The sequence below is a fragment of the Novosphingobium sp. PhB55 genome, assembly GCF_004368805.1.
GTDB lineage: Bacteria > Pseudomonadota > Alphaproteobacteria > Sphingomonadales > Sphingomonadaceae > Novosphingobium.
Window position 1 is genome coordinate 24,034 of the sequence record NZ_SODQ01000013.1, and the last position, 17,984, is coordinate 42,017.

Genomic DNA, 17,984 nt, shown 5'->3' on the forward strand with positions numbered 1-17,984 from the left:
CAGCATAAATCCGTTACTCTCAGCGGTGGAAGTATTCATGAACGTTGTTTAGCATAACGCGCAAGAAATTCATTCGAAGAGCTGCAAACTCAAAGAAAAGGCGCATCGATCAGCGATCGACGCGCCTTCTTGAACCTCTCGTCAGTTCCCCGTCGGCATTCCGATCCGGAAACCTTCACTGGCGAGCTGGTCCTTGATGTGTTTGAAGCGCTCGTACTGAGTGAGCGTGATCGGCCCCGAATAACCCTCACCCTGCATCTTGCGAGGCGGGTATTCGAGATAAGTCTTCATGAGTTCCTTGATCGCCTTGTTGATCGTCACCAGCGTCCAGGTGTGCTCGGTGTAGTTGTTCATGAAGATGTCGTAGCGTTCCTGCGGGTCCTGCCAGAGATCGAACACCTGGGGCACCGTTGCGACATAGGCATTGGGGCCTTTCCATCCCAAGTTAGTATCGACGGCAAGGCCGCCCGTGGCCGCCCCGTTGTCGCCACGCACGTTAAAGCATGCCTTGTAATTGCCCACACGCGCGGCACCGGGGGTGAGTTCGTCTTCGGTGAAATAGAACCAGCTGTCGCGTTCCGACTTACCTTTGCCGAAGAGGACCGGTGACATGTCATAGCTGTCGAAGATGATCGGTTCGCCTTCACGATCCTTCTTCGGTAGCTTGATGCCGGCCAAGGATGCGAATGTTGCCATGTAGTCGAGGCCGCCCACGATGTCGGCGTTCCTCGTGCCCCCCTCAATGCCGGGGCCCCATGCCAGCGAAGGTACGCGATTGCCGCCTTCGCGGATTGTGCCCTTGGTCCCGCGATAGGGCGTATAGCCGGCATCGGGATAGACATCCTGCCATGCGCCGTTGTCGGTGGTCCAGAAGACGTAAGTGTTGTCATCAAGGCCCAGCTCGCGGAGCTTGTCCATGATCGCCCCGATGCGCGCGTCATTCTCGACAAGCGAATCCGAATACTTGGATTTGGACAGTGACTTACCCTTGAAATCGGGGTGGGGCATGCTGGGCTGATGCATCTTCATGAAGTTGATGTGCATGAAGAATGGCTCTTTGGAATCCTTGACGCTGTCAAGATAGTCGAGCGAAGCCTTTTCAACATACGAATCGTAGTAGGGGATGCCGACGATACCATTGTCCGGGTCGTCAACGTACTGTCCGTTGACTTTGAACACTTCCTTCGGTTCCTCTCCGGCGTCTCCGGAAAGGGCCCCCTTGGTCACCTTTTCGAACATCGTGCGCAGTTCCTCGTCCATGTCAGGGAACCACTCGGGGTCTGCATAAGTGTAGGCGTTCAGGTGATAGAGGCCGACATATTCCATGCGGTCGTAACCATGGGCGGTGGGCATCGCATAGTCGGACTCGCCCAAGTGCCACTTGCCGGTGAAGTAGGTCTTGTAACCGGCTTCCTTGAGCACTGAACCCAACGTCCACTCGGCCGCAGGAAGGCCGCCGCCGTCACCCTGGAAAGCCACCGTCGTCATGCCGCTGCGGTTGGGGATACGTCCCGTCAGGACGGCCGCGCGACCTGGAGTGCAACTGGGCTGCGCGTAGAACGACAGGAACTGCATCCCTTCAGCCGCGATGCGATCAAGGTTGGGAGTAGGCATTCCGCGATTTTCGCCGCCCCCGTAGCAACCTGCATCACCATATCCAAAATCGTCGGACAGGATCAGAACGATGTTGGGCTTGCGCTTGTCTGCCATTAGGATCTCCTGCTGATAGCCTGGACGAGATTTCTCGTCCGCACTGCGAGTGCTTTCGCACTGCCATTGCGCCTCCTGCAGGCGCTCGGGAGGTACCGCGCCAGCAGACCTTCATGAGTTAATCGGCTAGTCGCTGTGGTGCGCCAATCGGGGTTTACCCTATGTTACGCGCGTGTTGGCGCCCAGATCACTTTCGGAGAAAATCGGAATCCCGGTGAGGCTCGTGGGTTGCTTGCGGCGACGGGAAATCGTTTCGGTATCGAAAGGGTTTTGATGATGTAACCGCTCTCCTCCATGGATTTGAAGACCCACGTTGGCACATCAATGCCGTCGGGGGACGGTTACATCATCATTCTGAGGGACAGCCACCCAACTTGGCTACTCTTGAAACGCCGGCCCATTAACAGTGAAGCGTCCCGGGTTTTCCGGAGGCTCCTATCTGTGAGAAGGAGCGAATATGCCCAGCAAGAAAATGAACAAGTTTTCTCCTGAGACGCGCGAGCGCGCGGTACGAATGTTGAGCGAGCATCGCGCCGATCATGCCTCGCAGTGGGAGACGATAACGTCGATCGCCGGCAAGATCGGCTGCACAGCCGAGACGCTGCGCCGCTGGTGCCGTGAGGAGGCTAGCCGACGAACGGGACCAGCGGCGCAGGCGGCCGACGAGAAGGCCCGGATCAAGCTGCTCGAACGCGAGGTAAAGGAACTGCGCCGGGCCAATGAGATCCTGCGCAAGGCGTCGGCATATTTCGCGATGGCGGAGTTCGACCGCCGCGAGAGATGATGGTGGCGTTCATCGCCGCCCATCGCGAGGAACTGGGTATCGAGCCGATCTGCCGCGAACTGGCGATCGCCCCGTCCTCATTTCGAGAGCACGCAGCCCGGCTTGCCGATCCTGCCAAGCGTCCGGCGCGTGCCCGCCGCGATGACGAGATGCGCGAGAATATCAAGCGCGTGCACGAGAACAGCTATGGCCTCTATGGCTCACGCAAAGTCTGGCATCAACTGCGCCGCGAAGGGATCCCGGTCGCCAAGTGCACGGTGGAGCGGCTGATGCACGTCATGGGATTGGCCGGCATTCGCCGGGGCAAGAAGACGATCACCACGATCAGCAATCCCAAGGCGCCGTGCCCACTCGACAAGGTCAACCGAGAGTTTCACGTCGCCCGGCCCAACGCCTTGTGGGTGGTCGATTTTACATACGTCCACACCTGGACCGGCTTCGTTTACGTGGCCTTCGTGATCGACGCCTACGCCCGCCGTATCGTGGGCTGGAAGGTCAGTACATCAGCCACGGCCAGCTTCGTCCTGGATGCAATGGAACAAGCAATCCATGCCCGCAGACCCGGTCCCGATGATGGCCTGATCCATCATAGCGACAGGGGTGTTCAATATTTGGCCATGAATTACACCCAGCGCCTGGCCGAGGCCAATCTTGTTCCCTCGGTCGGCAGCGTCGGGGACTCGTACGACAACGCCTTGGCCGAGACGATCAATGGCCTCTACAAAGCAGAGGTCATCTGGAGGCAGCGCTCATGACCGAGTGTTTCCGCAGTCGAGATGGCCACCCTGCGCTGGGTCCACTGGTACAACGAACATCGTCTTTTCGGACCCATCGGCTATATTCCACCTGCCGAAGCAGAGGCTAACTACTATGCAGCCATAGAGACCCTCGATATGGTTGCCTGACTCAAACCATACGGCCTCCGGAAAACCCGGGAGGCTTCACACCCCTCACATTCGGCGATGACGGAATGGCTAACATGCCATCACGGCCTTGCCTATCTATCGATCGCGGGCGGCGCGCCGGCGCGAACGACCATGGCGCCGCGGTCTACGACGTCCCCTAATCCATCACAGCGCGGGTGGAGGGCGAAGTCTCTTCACCGCGTGAGTCCGGGGCGTTCAGGCTCGCAATCCGCCGCCCGCCGCAGGTGGCGAGCGCAAACTAGACCCGGCGATCGGCGACTAAACCCTCAACTCTCTTCCGGCAGGGTCCGGGGGCGCTCGCCGGAATCGGCATGGAGCCATAGCTCCCGCTGCGGGAAGGGAATGCCGATGCCCGCCTTTTCCAGCGCCTTGAGGATCGCGAAAAAGAGGTCCGATCGCACCGACTGGCGCTGGTTCACGTTCTCGACGAAGCACATCGCCTTGAGATTGATCGCGCTGTCGCCAAGGGCATCCAGCACCACGCACGGTGCGGGGTCGTTCAGAATGTGGGCGTGCCCGGCCATGACATCGAGCAGCACCGTCCGGGCCATCTCGACGTCGCTGCCATAGGCGATGCCGACCGGCAGAGTGATGCGGCCGAGGCTGCCGCCGTAGGTCAGATTGGTCACGCTGCCCGAGATCAGGTCCGTGTTCGGTATGATGACCTCGTGGCGATCGAAGGTCTCAATGTGGGTCGAACGGAACGCGATCTTACGGACATGCCCAGAGTAGCTTCCAACCTCGATCCAGTCCCCGACTTTGATCGGGCGTTCGATCAGCAGGATGATGCCGCTCACGAAGTTGGCGACCACCGACTGCAGGCCGAAACCGATGCCCACCGAAAGGGCCCCGGCGACGAACGCCAGGCTCGACAGGTCGAGCCCGGCCGCCGTGATGGCGACCAGTGCCGACAGCGTGAGACCGAAATAGCCGAAGCCGGTGAGCACCGCGGCCCGCGCGCCGGCCTCGATATGCAGCCGGTCGAGCACGGCGAAATGCAGAACCCGCTGCAGCCAGCGGGTCAGTGCATAACCGAGGAGGAACACCAGCGCGAAGGTCATCACGCTGCCGAACGACACGCGGATCTGCCCCACCGCCACACCGTTCTTCATCGCCAGCATGCCGTCGATGATCTTCTCCGGGCTGAAGCCCCACATCACCGCCACGAAAAGCAGCGTCAGGGCGAACAGGACGAAGCCGAAGGCCAGCGGCAGCAACTGCAGATACCGTGACCCGGCGCCCCCCCGACGGCGGAACAGGAGCTCGCTTGCCTCGGTGAGCGAACGATAGAGGAATAGCGCCGTGCAGACCGTCGCGAGCGACATCAGAGTCGAGATCAGGAGATAGCGCGCCAAAGCGACCAAGCCTGCAAGCGCAGCCAGAACGGCAAACGTCGCCGCCGCCAACATGGCCTGGCCAATGGGCTGAACCACATCGGCCGAACGCGCGTCGGGCCTGGGGGAACGAACGTCTTCGCCAACGTGCTTTGCTCCCGTCGAATCCTTTAGGATGCGTGCCAGTTGCCACATGAACAGGCTTGCCGTCACGACGATCGCAAAGGACAGAAGCGCGCTCAGAGCGGATGAACTGCCCGGCTGCTGCTCTCCGTAGTCGACGATCTGATCAGCCGCGATCGCCACTCCCAGCAGGGTCATCAGCCGGATCGCAGCGGACGTCCTGCCGTCAGCGATCCGCACAAGCTGCGCGGCCGGAAACGCCGGGGCGAACAAGCTCTGCCCCAGCCACCGCGCATAGATGACGACCAGCCCTGCCAGGATGATCTGTTCGCCAAACGCAGCCAGGAAAGGCAAATCAGCCGTTAGCAACCGGACGCTCGAAAGCACGATCATCAGCACGCCTGCTGGAATAGCGATGTCGAGCAGGTCGCGCGCGAAGGCGAGGCCGAGCCTACTGCGCGGCGATCCGGTCGCAACGCTTCGCCTATCTACGGCTGCTCGAAGCCGTAGGCGGCATCGCGCCGCGACCCAGACGGCAAACACACCGACCAGGACGGCCATTGTCAAGCGAACCGCCAGAGGCACGCCGGCAAGTTCGGGATAAGGTTTCCGTACAGGCGTCTGAGAGACGATATTGATCCTGCCCGCGCGCAAGTCTTCGGCTGCCGCGATCCAGGTGGTCGCCATCAGAACGGGATGGTCGTGCAGAAACAACTTCTGCCGCCGCTTTTGCCGGAGGACCTGATCGATTTCGCGGATTAGTACACCCCCTCGTGCCTCGACGTCGCGGGCGGCAATGACGGGCCCGTCTTCCACGGCGACTCTCTCGTTCAGGTCGAGACGCTTCTGCCTGATCCAGACAGGTTCGCTCGTGCCCTTCGGGGTATCGGCATCGAGTTGGGCCAGTTGAGCCTTGGCGATCCTACCCTTCAGCGTTCCCCGCTCCACCAAGGCGAGTGCCAGTTCGCGCTGGACAGTCAGGTCGAGCCGGAGTTGTTCCCATCGATCCTCCGTTACGCGGCCGCGCACCGACAAAGGTAGATCGAGCAGCGACTCTGCCGTGCCGGCTGTCTTGCGCCATTCCCCGATTGCGCGCCAATCGTCCGGCGGAGTCTGCGCGACCGCAGGCGAACACATGGCGACCATGCAAATCATCAGATTCAGGAAATAGAACGATAGGCGAGCGATGATTGCAGTCTTCCTGTCGTGTTCACACAAAGGTTTAGCCGCAGGCGCTAAAATGAAAAGCCGCGCCTGCCAAGCCCAATTAGAAAACGTGGTATCCTACACCGGACGACGAAGCGACACATGCTATTGGAAACGTTCAAATGCGATACCTCGCCGGGTGATCGACCCAGATGGCCGCATACCCGAGGCGCTTTCGATGTCTCACTAAAGGCGGGCCTGAGGTGTGCGAGCCACGGCGACTGCGAGCGCTTGAGGACGAGAATGCGAAGCTGAACAAGCTGCTGGCAGAGGCTAAACTCGAAAACCCCGCTTGTAAGGTTTTCCGTCACTCGTTTCGCCCGTTTCGTAACCGCCGCTTTATGAGAATTAGATCTCCTCGCCGCCACCCCAGCGGCATTCGCTCGCGCAAAGCCCTGCATACAGACCGGCGGTTTCATTCACCACAAGCGCTGCAACGGCGGTCCACGAACGTCGGAGCCTACCGGAACCGACGGTTTGCCGAAAAGGCGCTGCATTTTGGGGGAAGGTGGATCAGAAGCCCGCCGCGTTTTCTTCGACCAGATCGGCAATGCCCGCTTCGGTGGTGATGACCATTCCCGCGACCGACGCCGCATCCTGGATGGCGCAGCGCGCGACCTTGGTGGGATCGATGACGCCGGACTGAAACAGGTTCTCATAGCGCTCAGTCTGGGCGTTGAAGCCCATGTTTTCGTCGCCGCCATCAAGCAGCCTCCCGGCCACGACGCCGCCGTCATGCCCGGCGTTTTCGGCGATCTGGCGGACGGGTGCCTGCAAGGCGCGGCGCACGATTTCGATGCCTCGGGTCTGGTCGTCGTTCGCGCCTATCAGCCCGGCCAGTACCTTGGATGCATAGAGCAGTGCGGTGCCGCCGCCCGGCACGACGCCTTCTTCCACGGCGGCACGCGTCGCGAAGAGGGCATCGTCGACGCGGTCCTTCCGCTCCTTCACTTCGACTTCGCTGGAACCGCCGACCTTGATTATGGCGACGCCGCCGGTGAGTTTGGCCAGGCGCTCCTGAAGCTGCTCCTGGTCGTATTCGCTGGCGGTGTTTTCGATCTGCCCGCGGATCGCCTCGATGCGGCCCTTGATCGCATCCGCAGTGCCGGCACCGTCTACGATGGTTGTGGTATCCTTGTCGATCGTCACCTTCTTGGCAGTGCCCAGCATGGCGAGCGTGATGTTTTCGAGCTTGATTCCCAGGTCTTCGGAGACAACCTCGCTGGCCGTCAGGACCGCGATATCCTCAAGTACGGCCTTGCGGCGGTCGCCGAAGCCTGGCGCCTTCACGGCCGCGACATTCAGGCTGCCGCGCAGCTTATTGACGACAAGCGTGGCTAGGATCTCGCCCTCAACGTCCTCGGCGATGATCAGCAGCGGCCGCCCGGACTGGACGACGGCTTCGAGCAGGGGAAGGATCGGGGCGAGCGTTGCCAGCTTCTTGTCGAACAGCAGGATATGCGGGTCGGTCAGTTCCACCGTGAGTTTCGCGGTGTTGGTGACGAAGTAGGGCGACAGATAGCCACGGTCGAACTGCATGCCTTCGACAACATCGAGTTCGAATTCGACGCCCGAACCTTCCTCGACGGCGATAACGCCTTCCTTGCCGACCTTTTCCATGGCCTCGGCGATCTTGCGGCCGACGATCTCATCGCCATTGGCCGAGATGGTGCCGACCTGCCCGATTTCGTCCGTGCCCGCCACCGGCTTGGAGCGGGCCTTGAGTTCGGCAACCACGGCCTTGACCGCCATGTCGATGCCGCGCTTCAGGTCGATCGGATTGGACTGCGCCGCGACCGATTTCATGCCCTCGCGGACGATCGCCTGCGCGAGCACGATGGCCGTGGTCGTCCCGTCGCCCGCGTGATCGTTGGTCCGCGATGCCACTGTGCGCATAAGCTGCGCGCCCATGTTCTCGAACTTGTCGAAGAGGTCGATTTCCTTGGCGACGGTGACGCCGTCCTTGGTAATGCGCGGCGCGCCATAGCTCTTGTCCAGCAGCACGTTGCGGCCCCTGGGGCCAAGCGTCACTTTCACGGCATTGGCGAGAGTGTCGACGCCCCGGCTGAGAGCTTCACGGATATCGCGCGAGAATCTAACGTCTTTGGCGGCCATGGTCGTTATCCTTAAGGGTGGACATGTCGGCTTCGCCGGGAGGCGCCGGCCCGCAAACAACTCAGCCCAACACGGCGAGCACGTCGCTTTCCTTCATGATGATAAGGTCTTCCCCAACCACCTTGATTTCGGTGCCGGACCATTTGCCAAACAAGATCCGATCGCCCGCCTTGACGTCGAGGGCGATGATGGCCCCATCTTCCGAGCGAATGCCGGAGGCGGCGAAGACAATTTCGCCTCCCTGTGGCTTCTCACGGGCATTGTCGGGAGTGATGATGCCGTTGACGGTCTTCTTGGTGGCTTCGAGCCGTACGAGGACACGGTCGTGCAGTGAGCGAAATGCTATGGGGAGCGATCCTGTCGCTGGGCCGCGACGGAACATCGCTTTCACAAATGTGGCCAGCGCCGAACATTGCGATCTGGCCGTCTCGATAAAAGACTACCAATTATCTGCATATGGGCGGGACATGTGTCAAATCAAGTATGGCATTCATCTTGCCGAAGGTGACGCAGTCACTCAAGCAGGGTCTGAATTCTCCTCCTGTTCAAACTCCAAGGCGATCGCAGTGTCGAGCTTGTCGAGAGGGCTCGATTTTGACGCCCGCTTTTCTGCCAGCAGTGCTTCGGCTTCCCAGGCGTTGGCGGCCTGCAGAGCGATTTTCCGCCTATTTTCCAAAGGTTCGCTGAGCGCCTTGGCACGCTGCAACGCCTCCTGCTCCCTGCAATGGGCCGCCGAAATTTGCATTAGCCGCCCTTCCTAGCGTTTTATGTTTTGAAGGCCGGGCACTACGCCTGGCTTCTCCGATGGCTTGGACGCATTGGTCTTGGGTTTTTCTGCTTTGGGCTTGCGAACTTCGCGGCTCGATTTCTTCTGCGATTTAGCCATGATATCGTCCTTTCGAGACAGTGCTTGGTCGTGATGATCCGCTTGTCATGCCGTCGCTATTAGCGGCATGTCGATAGGCGAAGGCATTTTGACTGCGTTCGGCGGCGCATGATAGACATCCGCTGCGGGAGTTCGCAGATGGCGCTCGAGCAGAGAAAGGATCCGTGTGTCCTGCTCGGCATCGAACTTGCGCGCGAAAAGGTCGGTGCTACGCTGTAGCTCTTTCAGATCCGCTTCATCATAATTGCGGGGACGCAGTTTGATATCGCCGTCTGGAACCCAGTCTATCATCCTCAGATCGTCGTTCATGACGATGCCCGGATGGTCGAAGCCCCGCGCACGGCGACAAACGTTTCCTGCCTCAGGAAAGCCAATCAAATGAATTTCTGATCGTGCAGAGACATCGCCAGACAGAGTTGCGATTTAAATCGGCGCAATGACGTAATAGGTAGATGTCATTTGAATGGCGAAATTACAAGGACTTTTCTTTGATGAAAGTCGTATTTTAGGCTCACGGACAAAGGAATGTATCCTCCATCAGGAGGGCAATTTTACTCGAATGAATAATAATGCAAGTGAAGACGGCGGTGTGAGATGTCGCTTCGACCTACACGCTCAGGCATGCGGCCATCTCGTCCGAAACCCGCCGATCACGACGCGTTCGGGCGATCTCAACCCCAGTCACGTCGCCGCCTACACTTTCGTCGACGTGATCAACGGCCCGATGGAAATGCGGCGGTCGGTCCGCAAATTCTTGAAAGAAGGCGTCGACAATATCAAACTCAACCGTAACCGCTGATCCGACCCCACGCATTTATGGGTTCGGTAGGTGTTGTCAGGCCGCTGAGGTCATGCGCGCGAAGGCGCACTGGTCATGGATCAGCGAGATGATTTGCGGGACCATGCGCCAGGTATCGGCAAGTGCCAGATTGGCAAGCGGATCGCCAAGTTGCTCGATCCATGACGGGCCGCCGGTTACGGTGCTGTGTGCCAGCAATGCAGTGAGTGGGTAGCCGAACTCCGGTTCGGCGATGAAGGGCTTCCATGCCTCCATGTCCAGGTGCATGGCCGTGAAGAACCCGTTGGCGAAGTCCTCGAGCAGCACCTCGCCTTCCTCGGTGCGCATGTAGATCGGCGCGTAGGCCTCGGGCTTCTCGGCAAGCTCGAAGCAGATGCGGTTGTAACGCTTGAGGATCGTCCGCCGCGCAGGCGCCGAACGCGCGCTTTGAGTGTGCTCGCGCAGGATGCTCTTGATCCAAACGTCGGGGTCAATGACGCTGGGGCCTGCGGCGACTGCGGCCAGGAAGCCGTCGATCGATGAGACGCCAGCTACGGGGGGATCAAGCTCGTCGAGCCATATCTCGAGCTGTTCGAGCGAGAGGGTCCGGCCCTGCGATGAGCGACTTTTGAAGTTCATGCCGCCAGAGCCTTTACCGGTTCTGCCGCCGGCCGCCAGTTCCACGGTAGCAAGATGTCCAGTTCGTTGATCTTCACAGCGCCCGTGACGATGCGCTCCAGCACGTCATTCAGCCAGGTGTAGGGATCCAGGCCGCCCAGGCGAGCCGTCTGCAGAAGGGATGCCATGACAGCCCATGTCTGGGCTCCTTCCTCGCTACCAGCGAAGAGACTGGACCGGCGGCTGTCAACGGCGGCGCAAAAGTCGGCCACGGGGCGGAGTAAAACATGGGGTAATCGCGGCGCGATTGCCCCATGCCATTTTATAAGATGATGGCTGGCGGAGGTGGTTGCCCCGATAAGATGGAAATACGGGCTCACGATTGGAACCGGGCCCAAACATCAAATGGAGGCAACCGTGGACCAATATATAGGGCTGGACGTTTCATTGAAAGATACCGCGATCTCGATCCGAGAAGACGGGAATCGGATCTGGCGGGGGAAGTGCCCTTCTGACCCAAAGCTTTTGGCAGAGATGATCCGCAAGCACGCACCATACGTCAGGCGCGTCGTATTCGAGACGGGGCCGTTGTCGACGTGGTTCTATCATGCGCTGACGGCCGAGGGAGTTCCCGCGATCTGCATTGAAGCGCGGCACGCGCAAAACGTATTGAACGAGACGCTCAACAAGACCGACGCCAATGATGCGGATGGTTTGGCCCAGTTGGCAGAAGCCGGCTTCTACAAGTCGGTCCGGGTAAAAGCGTTCGACAGCATGCTAACACGCACGCTGGTGGGGGCCCGCAATCAGCTCCTGAGCATCTCAACCCAGCTGAGCAACCAGATTCGCGGCCTGATGAAGACGTTCGGTCTTATCATCCCCAAAGGGAAAGGTCGGGTGTTTGATGGCAATGTAAGGGAGCTTTTGGATGGGAGTGACGGCCTGGCACGGATCATATTGCCTCTGCTTGAGGCGTGGCGCGACATACGCAAGCGCGCGGCCGATCTTGATCGCCAATTGCTCGCAGTGGCACGGGAGTAGCCAGGCTACGAAGCTTTTGATGACAATTCCGGGCGTTGGTGCCGTCACGGCCGTCTCCTACGTCGCAGCGATTGAAGATCCAGACAATTTCCGAACGTCGCGCTCCGTTGGCGCCTGGCTCGGGCTGACAACACGGCGTTATCAGTCAGGCGAGGTCGACTATGACGGCCACATCTCACGAAGGGGCGACAACCACCTGCGGGGACTGCTTTACGAAGCGGCGACGGTGATCCTCACGAGAACCAGTACCAGGAACGAGAGCAGTCTCAAAAGCTGGGGGCTAAAGCTGCGTGAGCGGTTGGGCTTCAAGCGCGCTGCGGTGGCGGTCGCGCGAAAGCTTGCGGTCATCATGCACAGCATGCTTAAGACAGGTGAAGTATTCAACACATTGGCTGGCGCAACAGCATAAGAAAAGTGTCAGCCTTCTCACCTCAGCGCGTCAAACCGATTTGAGGCACTGAGCGTCCCTGCTGCGGACGTGGGTTGGATCATTCCGCTTAGCCTGGCTGCAGCTCATTGAGACTGCGGGTAAAACATAGGAAGATCCTACCTGCGAAGACCCATTGTGCGGCGACCCTATGTCGACCGCGGAGACAACCCTGCTCCCAGCACTGGACAGCTCTGACGAAAACAAAGCCGCTGAGGCCCGATCCAACCAATCAATTACGTCGCGTTGCGTGTTCTGCAACACGGCGGCGATGCCGAATGCCCAGGCCACCTTGACGAACGATGTGCGATTAGACAACCAGGCCAGTGTGGCGGCCGCCCGGGGAAGTGCCGTGAGGGCGTAGCCCGAGGGCCACTTCCCCGGGCGTTGGCCTGATTTCAGGGGTTGGTTTTGGGCTTTCGGGCGCGGCTATGGGCGAGGCGGTAGCTCTCGCCATTCATCTCCAGGATGCTGACGTGATGGGTCAGCCGGCCGAGGAGCGCGCCGGTGAGACGTTCGGATCCGAAGGTCTCGGTCCATTCGTCAAAGGGCAGATTGCTGGTGATGAAAGTCGAGCCGCGTTCATAGCGCTGTGAGATCAGCTCGAACAGCAATTCGGCCCCGGTCTTGGAGAGCGGCACGAAGCCCAGTTCGTCGATGATGAGCAGCTTGTAACCAGCCATCTGTTTCTGGAAGCGCAGGAGGCGTCGCTCGTCCCGGGCCTCCATCATCTCGCTGACCAACGCGGCGGCGGTGGTGAAGCCGACGGACAGCCCTTTCTGGCATGCCGCCAGCCCCAGTCCGAGAGCCACATGCGTTTTGCCCGTGCCCGATGGCCCCAGAGCGATGGCGTTCTCGCGGCGCTCGATCCATTCGCAGCGCGCCATCTCGAGCACCTGCATCTTGTTGAGTCGGGGGATCGCGGTGAAGTCGAAGCTGTCGAGGCTTTTGACCGCGGGGAAGCGTGCCGTCTTGATGCGCCGCTCCACCATGCGACGCTCCCTGTCGATCATCTCCATCTCGATGAGCCGGGCGAGGAAGCGGATATGGTCGAGGCCTTCGGCCGCGCATTGCCGGGCCAGTTTCTGATGCTCACGAAGGCAGGTGGGCAGCTTGAGCGCCTTGAGATGGTGGGCGAGCAGGATCTCGGGGGCCTGACCGCTCATGCCGCTTCCTGCTTGTCGGACAGGAGGCTCAGGTAGGCTTTGGCCAAAGTCTTTTCGACCTTGGCCCTGGGCAGGAAGGGATAGACCTCAAGATCGAGCCTGGGCGGCACGCGCTCCACCCGGCACAGGATCAGGTGCTTGACGGCATCGAAGCTGATGGCGCCCAGGTCGATGGCCTGTTCCACCGCCACCTGGAGATCGGCGATATCGAAGCTCTCCAGCAGGCGCAGCACCTGCACATACTCGCGCCTGCCATGCTTGTGCATGCGCGCTTCCATCAGGCGTTGCAGTGTCGCGAACGCCTCGGGCAGTTCCCATCCCTGCAGCGGCGCCGCCTGGTCCAGCGCATTGATCTTCTGTTCGATCAGCGGGAGATAATGAAGCGGATCGAAGATGACCTCGTCCCGCCGCCAGCAACGAGGATGCCGGGCGATGACCTCGCTGCGGCAGCCGATCACCACCTCATCGACATAACCCCGGACCCAGGCTTCTTGATGCCCCCAAGCCACCGGCACCGAATAGTCGTTGGTCTTGTAACGCACCAGGGACTGTGACGAGACACGTCCGCTGGTCTGGTCGCAAGCCTCGAAGGGCGAGGCTGGCAGGGGCTGCATCGCGGCAAGATCGCGCTGAAGCCGCTCGCCGATCGTCTCGCTCTCCCCCCGCAGCTTGTCGTCCTGGCGTTTGCGGCACTGCTCCTCGAGCCACAGGTTGAACGCCTCCCAGGTCGGGAACTGCGGGATCGGCACCATGAAGTTACGCCGGCAATAGCCAACGAGACCTTCCACATTGCCCTTCTCGTTCCCCTTGCCCGGGCGTGCGTAGCGATCGCGGATCAGGTAATGAGACAGGAAAGCGCTGAACAGCGATGCGCGCTGCCTCGTGCCGTCGGGCAGGATCTTCGCCACCAGGCAGCGATCGTTATCGTAGACGATCGAACGGGGCACCGCGCCGAAAAAGGCGAAGGCATGGACGTGACCATCGACCCAGGCTTCGGCCACCGCGGCCGGATACGCCCGGACATAGCACCCGTCACTGTGCGGCAGATCAAGCACGAAGAAGTGCGCCTTCTGCGTGACCCCGCCGATCATCACCAGCGCTTCCCCAAAATCGGCCTGAGCATCGCCCGTCGGGTGGGCCAGCGGCACGAACATCTCCCGGCTACGCTGCTCGCGCTCCCGGACGTAATCCTTGATGATCGTATAGCCGCCGGTGAACCCATGCTCCTGGCGCAGGCGATCGAATACCCGCTTCGCCGTATGGCGCTGCTTGCGCGGAACGCCCCGGTCCCCGTCGAGCCAGCCATCGATGATCGCTACAAACCCGTCCAGCTTCGGACGGCAAGGCGCTGCCTGGCGCCGGTAACCGGGCGGCGATGAAAACGACAGCATCTTGCGCACCGTGTCGCGCGACACATTGAAACGCTTCGCCGCGCTCCGCTGGCTCAGCCCTTCCGCGCAAGCCAGACGTACCTTCAGATAGAGTTCCACGCTGAAAATCCCCAGTCCTCCCTGCCAAGCAGAAAGGCTTCAAGGTGGACGACTTTTACGCCGCCCGCAGCGGACCTATCCCGCCGCTACCGTGGCCGACTATTCCACCGCCGTTCTCATACTCTGCTGGGAGAGACATAATCGTCCACCGTGCCGCCGCGCCGATCCAGCCAAGCCAGCAGGCTTGCCCGAGCGTCCGGCAGCAGCTCGAACTGAACGGGCCGTCCCGTTTTTGCTGCATCACAATTGCTCGCGTTCGGATCTGTCCGCCGCTGACAATGTCGCCGATCTTCATCTGCACCAAGTCGCAGCCCCGAAGCTTGCTATCGATCGCCAAATCGAAAAGCGCCCGATCTCGCAGGCGGCGGCGCTGATTGAGGTAGAAACGGATTTCCCAGATCTGCTTTGGTTTCAGAGCCCGCTTTGCACCCACGGTCCTTCCGGCATTCCAGACCGGGCGCTTGATGGCGGTAAGTTCGGTTTCAGGCATCTCCATGGTCGTTCTCCTGTGGCCAGATCGGCCAAATGCAGAACGCTTGTCGGCGAGGACGCGGGCGAATTGCTTTGGGGCCTGTGCCGGCCACAGCCCGTCGCTCAGATCAGCTATCGCGAACGTCTGCTCCTGACAGAAGCTGCCGTTCGAAGGAGATCTGGTAAGCTGCAGTTGTTCACCGTCGATCTGATAGGCTATTTCCCGCGGCCGCGATCGGCACCTCATCGATCAACACATTGAGAAACGCGCGAACGGCTGGATTGGAGCGACGACTTTCCGGCCAGATCGCCGTGACGTTGTGTCGCTCCACGGCGAACTCCGTCAGGACAGGAACCAGTGCGCCCCGTGCGACCCAAGGGGCGGCCATGAAGCTTGCCCCGACGCCAATCCCGCCACCGGCGGCGATGGCAGCGATCACGCCTTCACTGGCATCGACGACAATCCCGGCTGCAGGCACCAGTTCAACCTCCCTGGCACCGATACGGAACGGCCAGCGGAAGGTTTGCCCAGTGCTCTGGTAACGCAGATTGACTGTTTCGTGGTCGACCAGTTCATCAGGGTGAGCCGGCGGCGCCCGTCCCTCCAGATACGTCGGCGATGCGTAACAGCACAGGCCATGCGGTGCGAGCCGCCGCGACAGCAGCCGTGAATCAGAAAGATCTCCGATGCGAACGGCCAGATCGATGCCGTCCTCGATGATGTCCACCCGTTGATCGCTCAGGCGCAGATCGATCGTCACCTTGGGATGGCGGGCCCGGAACCGGGGGAGCAGAGGCACGATCATATGCAGACCCATCGGCAGGGAAGCGGCGATCCGCAGAGTGCCGGACGGCTCTGCCCGTGCGGCTTTCGCGACCTGCTCGATCTCTGCTACATCCCGGAGCAATCGCAGCGCGCGGTCATGCAGGTTTCGTCCCTCCTCGGTAAGCGTAAGCGAGCGGGTGGTGCGCGTGAGGAGCGAAACGCCGAGATCACGCTCCAATCGCTGAACGCTCTTGCTGATGGCCGATGGCGAGATCCCCAGACTATGCGCGGCTGCCGTGTAGCTGCCGAGTGAAGCTGCGCGGGCGAATGCGAGCAGGCCGGTGAGGCGTTCGAGGCCTAATTGTTCCTTCATAGCATTATTGAAGCGACGTTCCCAATCATTATCAACCCGCGATCGTGTCGCTACATCGGGGTCATCAGACATTCCATGCGAGATCGACGATGAACGAGATGATGAAAGCGGCACGCCTGCACGAATTCGGTGGACCCGATGTGCTGCGTTACGAAGATGCCCAACGCCCGATCGCGGGCGCCGGGGAGGTACTGGTGCGCGTCCATGCTGCGAGCCTCAATCCGCCCGATCTGTATCTGCGCGATGGCTACCGTGCGCTTCCGCCTGAATGGCGCCCGGATGCGGTGTTCCCGCTGATCCTCGGCACGGACGTTTCAGGCGTTGTCGCCGCATTGGGCGCTGGCGTGACCGGGTTTGCTGTGGGCGATGACGTCTATGCCATGGTCCGCTTTCCCGAGGATCTGATGACGGGCAGCGGCGCCTATGCCGAGTATGTCAGCGTGCCCGCCGCGGAACTGGCGCTCAAACCCGCCGGCATCGACCATGCGCAGGCCGCTGCTGCGCCGATGTCGCTTCTCACCGCCTGGCAGTTCCTGATCGACCTCGGCCATGACGCGCCGAACCCGTTCCAGTCCTTTACGCACCGTCCGGTCCCGCTGGCGGGCAAGACGGTAGTGGTCAACGGGGCCGGTGGTGGTGTCGGCCATTTCGCCGTCCAGTTGGCGAAGTGGCAGGGCGCGCGCGTCATCGCCATCGCCTCGGGCAAGCATGAAGCGCTCATGCGCGATCTGGGCGTCGACCGGTTCATCGACTACACCCGGACGGCAGCCGAAGAGATCGTGCGCGATGCGGATCTCGTGATCGATGCCGTGGGCGGCACCACGATCGATCGCTTCCTGCAGACGATCAAGCGCGGCGGTGCGCTGTTCCTCGTCAACCCGCTTGGCTTTGAAGGTCATGACAAGGCGGAGGCTCTGGGCATCACCGTCTCGGTGACGCAGGTTCGCTCCAACGGCGCGCAACTCGACGAGGCGGGGCGCTTGCTGGCCTACGGTACGGTCAAGGTGGTCGTGGATAGCAGCTTTCCGCTCGCCGAAGCCGCCCGCGCCCACGAGCGCGCTGCGCAGGGCAACATCCAGGGCAAGATCGTCCTTACCGTCGCCTGACCAACAAACGCTCCGGATCTGCACAAGGTGCTGCCGGTCCGGAGCGATCACGAGTAGACATCATGCTGATCGTCACCGGATACATGCATGTTGACCCGTCCGACCTGTCGCGCTTCCACGCCGAACTTCAGGCGATTGCCGTTGTCGTCCGGCAGCGTCCCGGGAGCCTTTCCTATGACGCTGCCGTCGACGACGCACAGGCTGGCCGGCTGTTGATTGCGGAGCGGTGGCACGATCAGGCCGCGCTCAATGCCCATCTGGACGCGCCTGAAACGAAAGCGTTCGTCCAGCACTGGGAAGGCAAGATGCGCGGTGACATCTGCAAATATGATGCATCGAACGAGCGCGACCTAATCGCAGATTAATCCCGCTTAACCCGCCCGCACCGCGGGCGCGCTGGAAGATCGCGTCGCTCTCGTAGCCGATCCCGATTTGCCCAATTGGCCCGAGCCGGAATCGGTCGGCCGTTGATCCGTTCTGATTCATCGGAGAGCATTGCGGTTCGCCCATTATGACCGATATTGGCCGAATCTGCCGCCCCGAACGGCTGGCCCGATAGCCCGGATGCCCAGGAGCGGCGGCGGCAGTCGACCAGAATGCGTCGTTCACATTTGCCACCGGAAGCGTCCGCCCCAGACAAAAGCTGCCGGTGCAGCTGTTACAA

The 17,984-nt window shown here is 60.9% G+C and carries 14 protein-coding genes, 3 pseudogenes and 1 other annotated feature; of the genes and pseudogenes, 5 read left to right on the plus strand and 12 right to left on the minus strand.

All coding sequences use genetic code 11. The features are described from left to right. Nucleotides 1–141: 141 nt before the first annotated feature. Nucleotides 142–1,710: an arylsulfatase gene (locus EDF57_RS23920; protein ID WP_134096177.1), complete on the minus strand. Its 1,569-nt coding sequence runs from the start codon at nucleotides 1,708–1,710 to the stop codon at nucleotides 142–144. Nucleotides 1,711–2,182: 472 nt separating this feature from the next. Here EDF57_RS23920 and EDF57_RS23925 point away from each other — a divergent pair. Then, nucleotides 2,183–3,399 (plus strand): annotated as a pseudogene (locus EDF57_RS23925) (IS3 family transposase). After that, nucleotides 2,452–2,566 (plus strand) — a sequence feature (AL1L pseudoknot). (Overlaps the previous pseudogene by 115 nt.) Before the next feature lie 287 nt (nucleotides 3,400–3,686). Here the strand turns inward: EDF57_RS23925 and EDF57_RS23930 are convergent. The 5 genes from EDF57_RS23930 to EDF57_RS23950 form a co-directional block, all read right to left on the minus strand. After that, nucleotides 3,687–6,023 carry a mechanosensitive ion channel domain-containing protein gene (locus EDF57_RS23930; RefSeq protein ID WP_166675384.1) on the minus strand — a complete coding sequence of 779 codons (2,337 nt, stop codon included), beginning with the start codon at nucleotides 6,021–6,023 and terminating at the stop codon, nucleotides 3,687–3,689. Nucleotides 6,024–6,596: 573 nt separating this feature from the next. Beyond that, nucleotides 6,597–8,198: a chaperonin GroEL gene (gene groL, locus EDF57_RS23935; RefSeq protein WP_134096179.1), complete on the minus strand. Its 1,602-nt coding sequence runs from the start codon at nucleotides 8,196–8,198 to the stop codon at nucleotides 6,597–6,599. A gap of 61 nt (nucleotides 8,199–8,259) precedes the next feature. Then, nucleotides 8,260–8,544: a co-chaperone GroES gene (locus EDF57_RS23940; protein WP_134096205.1), complete on the minus strand. Its 285-nt coding sequence runs from the start codon at nucleotides 8,542–8,544 to the stop codon at nucleotides 8,260–8,262. A gap of 171 nt (nucleotides 8,545–8,715) precedes the next feature. Then, nucleotides 8,716–8,943: a hypothetical protein gene (locus EDF57_RS23945; RefSeq protein WP_134096180.1), complete on the minus strand. Its 228-nt coding sequence runs from the start codon at nucleotides 8,941–8,943 to the stop codon at nucleotides 8,716–8,718. Between the two features lie 186 nt (nucleotides 8,944–9,129). Continuing rightward, on the minus strand, nucleotides 9,130–9,393 hold the full coding sequence (locus EDF57_RS23950) for a hypothetical protein (RefSeq protein ID WP_243841269.1): 264 nt from the start codon (nucleotides 9,391–9,393) through the stop codon (nucleotides 9,130–9,132). A 154-nt stretch (nucleotides 9,394–9,547) separates the two neighbouring features. On the opposite strand from EDF57_RS23950, the gene EDF57_RS23955 reads away from it, so the two are divergent. Further along, nucleotides 9,548–9,883 (plus strand): hypothetical protein, encoded by a 336-nt coding sequence (locus EDF57_RS23955; protein WP_134096181.1) that lies wholly within the window; start codon nucleotides 9,548–9,550, stop codon nucleotides 9,881–9,883. Nucleotides 9,884–9,919: 36 nt separating this feature from the next. Here the strand turns inward: EDF57_RS23955 and EDF57_RS23960 are convergent, their stop codons facing one another. Both EDF57_RS23960 and EDF57_RS23965 read right to left on the minus strand, forming a co-directional pair. After that, nucleotides 9,920–10,546, minus strand: coding sequence for a UPF0149 family protein (locus EDF57_RS23960; protein ID WP_243841270.1), 627 nt, complete (start codon nucleotides 10,544–10,546; stop codon nucleotides 9,920–9,922). Next, nucleotides 10,498–10,668 (minus strand): transposase domain-containing protein, encoded by a 171-nt coding sequence (locus EDF57_RS23965; protein WP_243841271.1) that lies wholly within the window; start codon nucleotides 10,666–10,668, stop codon nucleotides 10,498–10,500. The genes EDF57_RS23960 and EDF57_RS23965 overlap by 49 nt, the downstream gene beginning before the upstream one ends. A gap of 229 nt (nucleotides 10,669–10,897) precedes the next feature. Between EDF57_RS23965 and EDF57_RS23970 the strand changes: the two are divergent. Next, nucleotides 10,898–11,930, plus strand: a pseudogene (locus tag EDF57_RS23970) (IS110 family transposase). A gap of 416 nt (nucleotides 11,931–12,346) precedes the next feature. Here EDF57_RS23970 and istB read toward each other — a convergent pair. The 4 genes and pseudogenes from istB to EDF57_RS23990 all read right to left on the minus strand — a co-directional run bounded on the left by istB (nucleotide 12,347) and on the right by EDF57_RS23990 (nucleotide 16,214). Further along, the gene (istB, locus tag EDF57_RS23975; protein ID WP_134096183.1) at nucleotides 12,347–13,114 is read right to left on the minus strand and encodes an IS21-like element ISSsp5 family helper ATPase IstB; all 768 of its coding nucleotides are present in this window, start codon (nucleotides 13,112–13,114) and stop codon (nucleotides 12,347–12,349) included. Continuing rightward, on the minus strand, nucleotides 13,111–14,604 hold the full coding sequence (istA, locus tag EDF57_RS23980; RefSeq protein ID WP_134096184.1) for an IS21 family transposase: 1,494 nt from the start codon (nucleotides 14,602–14,604) through the stop codon (nucleotides 13,111–13,113). The genes istB and istA overlap by 4 nt, the downstream gene beginning before the upstream one ends. Nucleotides 14,605–14,723: 119 nt before the next feature. Next, nucleotides 14,724–15,100, minus strand: a pseudogene (locus EDF57_RS23985) (integrase); the annotation flags it as partial. 172 nt (nucleotides 15,101–15,272) lie between these two features. After that, nucleotides 15,273–16,214: a LysR family transcriptional regulator gene (locus EDF57_RS23990; RefSeq protein ID WP_134096185.1), complete on the minus strand. Its 942-nt coding sequence runs from the start codon at nucleotides 16,212–16,214 to the stop codon at nucleotides 15,273–15,275. An 89-nt stretch (nucleotides 16,215–16,303) separates the two neighbouring features. On the opposite strand from EDF57_RS23990, the gene EDF57_RS23995 reads away from it, so the two are divergent. Both EDF57_RS23995 and EDF57_RS24000 read left to right on the plus strand, forming a co-directional pair. Beyond that, nucleotides 16,304–17,320: an NADP-dependent oxidoreductase gene (locus tag EDF57_RS23995; protein ID WP_134096186.1), complete on the plus strand. Its 1,017-nt coding sequence runs from the start codon at nucleotides 16,304–16,306 to the stop codon at nucleotides 17,318–17,320. A gap of 62 nt (nucleotides 17,321–17,382) precedes the next feature. After that, nucleotides 17,383–17,685, plus strand: a complete 303-nt coding sequence (locus EDF57_RS24000) for a putative quinol monooxygenase (RefSeq protein WP_134096187.1) — start codon at nucleotides 17,383–17,385, stop codon at nucleotides 17,683–17,685. The last annotated feature ends 299 nt before the right edge of the window (nucleotides 17,686–17,984 follow it).